Raw genomic sequence first — 7,830 nt, 5'->3', positions numbered from 1 at the left:
TGTGGAGCATCGTGACGGCCACGCCACGAAGACCGTCATCGAGGCAGTCGACCGCGAGATACATGTTGAACGGCACGCCGGCAGGAACGTCGATCTGATCGACGTTGCTGTCAATGGCGCCGGACACGAACACGCGCCCGTCCGGATTGTCGTCGGCGAAGGCCGGGACAACCAGAACGACCGCCATCAGGCAAGCAACAATCGTCTTCATCTGTTCTTCTCCTCATTCACTGCGGGTCCACTTCACAAACGACAACCAACAGAACCATACGAACATCGGGAACCCGTTGCTCCCGGTTGTTGGAAGGTCTCCCTCGGTCGTCGGCTGACTCGTTGCCCTTCTTGTCTCTTATATCCTGAGTCGGGAAATAGAGCGAAGACGCACACGCGCCAACGACAACCCAAACGACCCGCGCAGCGTTCTACTAGTGGCCGTAGTGAGTCGCGAAAAACGCCAGGTCGGCAAGACCCACTGCGCCACTCCAGTCGAAGTCACTTCTCTTCTGCGACGTGCCGTAGTCACTGGCGAAGAACGCCAGGTCGGCCAGTCCGACGCCGCCGCTTGCGTCGATGTCGAACGAGTTGACCTCAATCTGGTCGCTGTCGTTGAGGACAACCGTGTAGATCTGGCACTGAATGGTCAGGAAGTCCGGATCGAGCTTGATGATCGTCTCGTCCGCGACCATCTCGAACCTGATCTCACCATTCAAGTCCGTCTCAGCATCGACTTCAGTGACCGTGACGTCGCCGCCCGTGACGTTGAAGAAGAAGCTGGATGCCGGAACGCCCTCGATCGGCGAATTGTCCGCACGTCTTGCGGTCACAGTGATGTACTGGTAGGCAGGTCCGTCACCGAGAGGGCATGAGACCATGCCCAGAGGCGTGTCGAGACCAACACTCGACAGGTCCGGATCGGGAATGCCGGCAACCGCTGTCGCGGCAACAGCCAGCATCACCACCAGGACACCAGCAAGGACTCTCATCATTTGTCACCTCCTACTATGGAACACTGCGTGTACCTGGGATTGCGGCTAACGCCGGCCTTGGCTGCGCCGGCAGAACTCGTGCTCGCGCGGTACCTCCTTTCTCATGTCATATCGGGCTACTATCCTCGGTTTCACTCACCAGCATCAAGCAGTATAGCATAGCTTTGGACATTTATGCAAGCACAATGTGGTCCACAGACCACCGACCGCCGGGAGCCACAGTACGCACGAATGCCCGTCCTTCCGAGGGAACCACGCCCATCGCCTCTTGCAAGAACCGCACCGTTCCCTCGCCACGATGCGGCGGGTACTATCAAGCCCGCCCTGTAACGGGCGGGCTTGATGAGGTCCGGGCATTCCGTGGATTCGACGGCGAAACATGAGCGCCGCTCACCGCTCGTCGCAGGGATCTTCCAGCGTCAAGGCCGGGCTCTCCCCGGAGCATGCTACTGGTAGAGCGCCTTGATGCCGCCCCACGTGCTCGCTTCCACAGGGTTGTCGCAGGTGCATTCGGCGTCGCCGGCCGGCGGCGCCTCCCCGACACCGAGGTTCTGAAGGATGCAGTACGGATCCTCCAGGTACCCGCAGTCGAGCGTGATCTTCCCGTCGGTCGGGTGCGCGCTCAGCGTCACCGAACCGGGACCGCTCGCGAAGTACGGGATCTCGACGACCGGGAGCATCCCCGTCGCCGGGTCAGGATACTCGCAGTCGGCCCAGGCGATCGCCCACCCAGCGGGGTCGTTGAAACCACCGACAGTCTGAGTACCGTCGTTCAGGTACACCGGCACGCCGGCCGGGAAGCCGGGGATGTCGTGGAGCATCGTGACGGCCACGCCGCGAAGGCCGGTGTCGATGCAGTCAACCACGAGGTATATGTTGAACGGCACGCCGGCAGGAACGTCGATCTGGGAGACGTGAGAGTCCGGATCAGCCGTCACGAAGACGCGCCCGTTGGGATTCTCGTCGGCCCATGCGAAGCCCGCCACGACGACCACGATCAACGCTGCATACACGACCCGCATCATTCCACCTCTCTCTCCAGCGGGCGCGGAACGCCCGCCTCCGATAATTGCCTGTCTTGTCTCATCGGAATCGTTGAAGCTCTTCTGTCGGAATGCCACCTCCTCCGCCCAGGGCCCCTCCGAGCTGCTCGCGAGTCACTCCGCGCGCTCCGCGCGTCCGACACCGAAGAACTGGTGGGCGAAACAGGACTCGAACCTGTGGCCCCCTGCTTGTAAGGCAGGTGCTCTAACCAGCTGAGCTATTCGCCCGACTCGCCGGCGGGCTCTCGTGCGGCCTCCCGGTTCTTCCCTCCGCCCAGCATGATGGCGACGGGGATGGCTGCGCAATAGCCCAGCACCAGAAGAAACGGCGCCAGCGTCATCGAGCCGGCTGCGAGTCGCTCGAATCCGATGCCGATCAGTGCGGCGCCGCAGGCGAACGCTATGATGCTCTCTCTACTGAGCATAATCACCTGACGGCCGACGGTCAACGCCGGCCCCGAGTTCCGTTCCTTCCCGATTCCACCCGATGCTGGAAGCTAGCACCGCCCCCCGACCAGTGTCAAGACAAAACTCGCCCGGCATGGTCTCGAAAGCCCCACTCCATAGGGCTTCCCTGCCCAGCGGCACTGAATCACGCTCCTGGCTCGACGCGTGGGTGGGGCACCTCGCCGGTCAGTCCGCGCTCGACGACGGCTCGGGCTCCTGCGCCGCGCGCTCCCTCTCGAGCTGGATCATCTTGCGAGCGAGCACGTGCTCCTCGAACGTCCTGCTGAACCGGTGCGTGCCGTCACGGTCGGCCACGAAGAAGAACTCGTCGCTCCCCTCGATCGGATAGAGCGCCGCGTCGATTGACGCCTTGCCCGGACTGCAGATCGGGCCCGGCGGGAGTCCCTTGTTCCGATAGGTGTTGTACGGAGAATCGACATCGAGGTCGCCGTAGTAGAGACGGCGCCGGAAACGCCCGATGGCGTAGCGCACCGTCGGGTCGGCCTCGAGTCTCCAGCCTCTCTCGAGACGATTGTGGTAGACGGCGGAGATCCTCGGTCGCTCCAGGTCGTAGAGCGCCTCCGCCTCGATGATGGAGGCGAGCGTCAGCACCTCGCGAACGCTCATGTCCAGGGAGTCCGCACGGGCCAGCCGGCGGTCGTCGAGGAACTCGTGCGTCTCCTCGACCATTCTCCGGATGATGTCGAGCGCGGCGGCATCCACGTTGAAGCGGTAGGTGTCGGGATGAAGATAGCCTTCGAGAGAGGGTGCGGTGATGCCGAGCTCGGTGATGAGCTCCGGGTCGTGGACATGGTCCGTGAACTCAGCACGGTCGATCCCGAGGCTCGACTCCATGAGCGCCGCGATCTGCGCGGCGCGGAACCCCTCGGGCACGGTGACCGTCCTTCCGGCCACATCGCCGTGTCGAACCGCCAGCAGCACCCTGAGGTCCGAGGTCGAGGGCCCGAACTCGTATGTCCCGGCCTGGATCTCGTCCGCGTATCCGAGCGCCCTCCCGACAAGGGCGAAGAGCGCCGGGTGCCCCACGATGCCCTGCTCGTGGAGGGACCGTGCCGTCTGACGAAGCGAAGCCCCTTCAGGCACCTCGACCATCACGCGGCCGCCGAGATCGCGGAGCGACACCAGCGCCAGCGTCCCCGCGAACGCGCCGAGAAGCAGTCCACCGACGATCGCGACGATAATGAGCTCCTTCAGGAACCAGTGCGGTCCCCGGCGCGCAGGTTCCGGAGGCAGCTCATCTCTGCTGCGCCGCTTCAGGACCATCAGCCAGCCTCCTGACGGAGCCGCGACTCCTCGTCAAGATATCCCTGGAGGATGATCGAAGCCGCCAGCTCGTCCACTCTCGACTTCCTGCCGCGTGCGCGCTCGCCGCGTTCCCTCATCATCCGCTCCGCCTCGGCGCTCGAAAGCCGCTCGTCCCGCAGAACCACCCTCGCACGCGTCGCGTCCTCGAACTCGACGGCCAGCTCCTCCGCTCTGGCGGCCCTCGGCCCACGGCTTCCGTCCATTCTGATCGGGTGCCCGACGACGATCGTGTCGGCGCCCTCCTCCATCGCGAGCATCGCCAGCCGCCGGGCGGCCTCCTGGTCGGTAAGATGTTCGAGCGCGCCCATCGGACGGGCGATCTGTCGGCCCTCGTCCGACATCGACAGGCCGATGCGGGCGTCGCCGGGGTCGACTCCGATGACGCGTCCGTCGCGACCGCCGGGATGGCGCAGTGCGTCGAGGACGTCGGCGAAATCGTCCGGCAGCGGCGCCGCGATGTCGACGCGCATGCCGGTGCCCGGGTGATCGAACGTGATCCGGCGCGCATGGAGCGCATGTCGGGTCGCGATCCCGTTGACCCGCTGTGCGTGGTGTCGGTGGTCGGGCGCGACGTCCCCGAACGACCGCTTGACGCCGCCGTAGGTGGGGTCCCCGATGATCGGGTTCCGCATGTGCATCATGTGAACCCTGATCTGGTGTGTCCTGCCGGTCTCGGGGCCGGCCTCTACGAGCGACGCGAAGGAGAACCGCTCACGTACCCTCCACCTCGTGACAGCGTCACGCCCTCCGGGCACGACGGCCATTCGCTTCCTGTCGCGCGGGTGCCTGTCGATCGGCTCATCGATGGTCCCCCCTTCCGCACCGGGGTTTCCCCAGACGAGCGCCAGGTAGAGCTTGCTGACACGACGCTCTTCGAACGCGGCCGACAGCCTCCGGTGCGCCAGGTCGTTCTTCGCAACGACGATGACGCCCGAGGTGTCGCGGTCGAGTCGGTGGACGATGCCAGGTCTCAGATCATCTCCTACGCTCGACAGCGCCGCGTCCCGTCCCATCAGCGCGTTCACGAGCGTGCCGCCCGGCGTGCCGGGCGCCGGATGGACGACCATGCCGGGCCCCTTGTTGACGACGATGATGTCGTCGTCCTCGTGCAGGATCTCAAGCGGGATCGACTCCGGGCGGGCCCTGAGCTTCTCCAGCTCGGGGACAGAGGCATGGATGACGTCACCTGGATAGATGCGGGTGCTCGGCTTGACGCGCCGTCCGTTCACCGTGACGAGACCGTCCTCAATGATCGACTTGGCGCGCGTCCGCGAGAGCTCGGGGGCGTTCGATCCCAGGAAGTGATCGATGCGCTCGCCGTCCTCCTCCTCTGAAACGACAAGCGTGATCTCCTCATGCGACATCGTCGGCCTCACCGTTCCCCGACATCCTCTCCGGAGACTCGTGAGCGTCAGTCGATGCCCCGTCGGGTTCCTTCCCGGACATGAAGACGAGGTGTACGGCGAGCAGTACGACGCCGATCGTGATGGCGCTGTCGGCGATGTTGAAGGCGGGCCAGCGTGTCGTCCCGACCCCGATGTCGAGGTAGTCGATCACGGCACCGATGCGGACGCGATCGATGAGGTTCCCGAGCGCGCCGCCGAGGATAAGCCCGAACGCCAGCTGGTGCATCGCCTGCATCCGCGCGATCTCGCGGCGGAAGAAGATGATCGCGGCCGCTGCCAGCGCCGAGATGACGATGAACCATGTGCTCTGCCCCCGGAAGATGCCGAAGGCCGCACCCGTGTTCTCAGTGCGGGTCAGACGGAGGAAGGTACCCCAGACGTTTCGGATCTCCCCCATGCCCAGAACGTCCACGACCACCCTCTTCACCATCTGGTCGGAGACGACGATAATGAGGGCGGTCGCGAAGAGCCTGAGGTTGGCGGCTGGGCCGCCGGCGCATCTAGTCGTGGAGCGTTCCATCTTCCTCTGCCTTCTTACACTCAATGCAGAGGCGGGCGTGCGGTACGACCTCGAGCCGGGCCTTCTTGATCCTCTTCCCGCAGCCGGTGCATTCGCCGTACTCGCCCTCACGGATCCTCCTGAGGGCCTCGTCGATGTGGTACAGCAGACGGCCCTCTGAGGACGCCATGTGATAAGCGCGCTCGCGTTCCTCCGCGTCGCTCGCCTGGTCGGCCATGTGCACCGAGTACGCGGACAGGTCCCCGGCGGACTCGCGCTGGGAACTGTTGAAGATCTTGTCCTCGTAGTAGCCAAGCTCCTTGAGGAGCTTGATGCGTTCCTCGATGAGCCGCTTCTCGAAGTGGTCCAGGTCTCTCTTCTTCATTGAGATCCTCCGCGGTCCGAGCCTGAGCCCGCCTGCGGCGCGTCTACTTCACGCGCGCGACGGCGATCCGGGCCTTCTCCCCGTTCACATCCCATTCCCGCTCGAGCTCGCCCGTCTCCTTGCCTTCCTCGAAGGCGTCTGCCAGTGTCTCCCTGCTGATCCTCTCGGCGTGCTTCTCGAGCGCCGACGTGAGCCTCGGCGACGTCTCGTACCAGACGCGGATGTGGTCGACAACCTCGAACCCCGCGTCCTTTCTCATGAACTGCACCTTGTTGATGAACTCGCGCGCGAAACCCTCGTCGCGGAGTTCCTCGGTCATCTCAGTGTCGAGCGCGACGGTCATGGTCTGGTCCGTCTCAACCGCCAGTCCGGGCCTGGCACCCGTTTCTATCGTGACGTCCGACGGCTCGACGACAATCGCGCTTCCGTCCACCTGTGTTTCGACGCTCTCTCCGGCCGCCAGTTTCCCAGCGGACTCCGACCCGAGGCCGCGGATCGCCTCGGCGACCGCGTTGACGCTCTTCCCGTGCTTCGGTCCGAGCGCCGGAAAAACCGGAGCGGCAGAGAGGCTCGAAAGGTCCTCGGCCTCGGACCACTCGAGCGACTTGACGTTGAGCTCCGAGAGTACGAGCTGCTCGAGTTGCGCAACACCGGCCCGCTGCTTCTCCGAGACGCCCGCCACGAGCAGCCGGGAGAGCGGCTGGCGCACCTTGATCGACGCGCTGTTGCGCGCCGCGCGGCCGAGCGCCACGATCCTCCGCGCCGTCTCCATCGCGCTCTCGAGTTCCCGATCGGCGGCGGCCTCGTCGGCCTGAGGATAGGAGACGAGGTGGACGCTCGTCGCATCTCCGTCGGTCTCCGTGAGACGCGTGTGCACAGCCTCTGAGAGAAACGGGGCGAACGGCGCCATCGCCTGCGACGCCGTCACCAGCACCTCGAAGAGCGTGGAGAACGCCGAGCGCTTCTCAACGTCCATCTCGCCCTTCCAGAAGCGCGGTCTGGAGAGACGGACATACCAGTTCGAGACGTCCTCGAGGATGAAGGTCTGAAGCGTTCGGGCCGCCTTCGTCAGGTCGTACGACTCCATGGCGCGCGCCGTCGCTTCGACGGTCGAGTTGAGCCGCGAGATCATCCAGCGGTCGACCAGCGGTCGCTCGGCGCGCTCGACCGCGTGCGCCTCAGGCTCGAACCCGTCGATGTTCGCGTAGAGCGCGAAGAAGCCGTAGGTGTTCCGGAGGGTGTCGATCACCTTGCTCGCGGCCTCGCGGACCCCGGCCTCGTCGAACTTCTTCGGGAGCCAAGGCGGGCTCGACGACATCATGTACCACCTGAGCGCGTCGGCCCCGACCGTCGCCATGATCTCGAACGAGTCGGCGACGTTGCCGACCGACTTCGACATCTTCTTGCCCTCGGCGTCGAGAACCATGTCGTTGACGACGCAGCGTTTGAACGAGGAGGTGCCGGAGATCATCGTCGAAATGGCCAGAAGCGAGTAGAACCAGCCGCGCGTCTGGTCGACGCCCTCGGCGATGAAGTCGGCCGGGAAGTGCGCGTCGAAGAGGTCCTCGTTCTCGAACGGATAGTGCCACTGCGCGTACGGCATCGAGCCGGTATCGAACCAGCAGTCGATGACCTCGGGCGTGCGGCGCATGACGCCGTCGCACTCGGAGCACGAGAGGACGACGCCGTCGACGAACGGCTTGTGGAGGTCGAGCTCGCCCGTCATCCCCTCGACGGC

The 7,830-nt window shown here is 64.9% G+C and carries 8 protein-coding genes, 1 tRNA gene and 1 pseudogene; all 10 read right to left on the bottom strand.

The annotated features are described in order from the left end of the window. On the bottom strand, positions 1 to 211 hold a 211-nt coding region (locus GF405_01220), incomplete at its 3' end, for a hypothetical protein (GenBank protein ID MBD3366775.1). 214 nt (positions 212 to 425) lie between these two features. Continuing rightward, on the bottom strand, positions 426 to 983 hold the full coding sequence (locus tag GF405_01215; GenBank protein MBD3366774.1) for a hypothetical protein: 558 nt from the start codon (positions 981 to 983) through the stop codon (positions 426 to 428). A 449-nt stretch (positions 984 to 1,432) separates the two neighbouring features. Then, entirely contained in the window at positions 1,433 to 2,008 is a 576-nt protein-coding gene (locus tag GF405_01210) for a hypothetical protein (GenBank protein MBD3366773.1), read from the bottom strand. Between the two features lie 172 nt (positions 2,009 to 2,180). Continuing rightward, a tRNA-Val gene (locus GF405_01205) sits at positions 2,181 to 2,257 on the bottom strand. Then, entirely contained in the window at positions 2,248 to 2,454 is a 207-nt protein-coding gene (locus GF405_01200; GenBank protein MBD3366772.1) for a hypothetical protein, read from the bottom strand. Before GF405_01200 ends, GF405_01205 begins: the two co-directional genes overlap by 10 nt. A 208-nt stretch (positions 2,455 to 2,662) precedes the next feature. Beyond that, complete coding sequence (gene mltG / locus GF405_01195; GenBank protein ID MBD3366771.1) at positions 2,663 to 3,760, bottom strand: endolytic transglycosylase MltG; 1,098 nt, start codon at positions 3,758 to 3,760, stop codon at positions 2,663 to 2,665. 449 nt (positions 3,761 to 4,209) lie between these two features. Beyond that, positions 4,210 to 5,166: pseudogene (locus tag GF405_01190) on the bottom strand (RluA family pseudouridine synthase). Beyond that, positions 5,156 to 5,728 (bottom strand): signal peptidase II, encoded by a 573-nt coding sequence (gene lspA / locus GF405_01185; GenBank protein MBD3366770.1) that lies wholly within the window; start codon positions 5,726 to 5,728, stop codon positions 5,156 to 5,158. The pseudogene GF405_01190 and the gene lspA overlap by 11 nt, the downstream one beginning before the upstream one ends. Continuing rightward, entirely contained in the window at positions 5,709 to 6,092 is a 384-nt protein-coding gene (locus tag GF405_01180) for a TraR/DksA family transcriptional regulator (GenBank protein ID MBD3366769.1), read from the bottom strand. The genes lspA and GF405_01180 overlap by 20 nt, the downstream gene beginning before the upstream one ends. 43 nt (positions 6,093 to 6,135) lie before the next feature. After that, the coding region (locus GF405_01175) for a class I tRNA ligase family protein (protein ID MBD3366768.1) at positions 6,136 to 7,830 on the bottom strand (1,695 nt) is incomplete at its 5' end.

The sequence above is a fragment of the Candidatus Effluviviaceae Genus V sp. genome (genome assembly GCA_014728125.1).
GTDB lineage: Bacteria > Joyebacterota > Joyebacteria > Joyebacterales > Joyebacteraceae > WJMD01.
The sequence above is the reverse complement of the archived record's forward strand: the minus strand, read 5'-3'. Positions and strand labels throughout refer to the sequence as shown.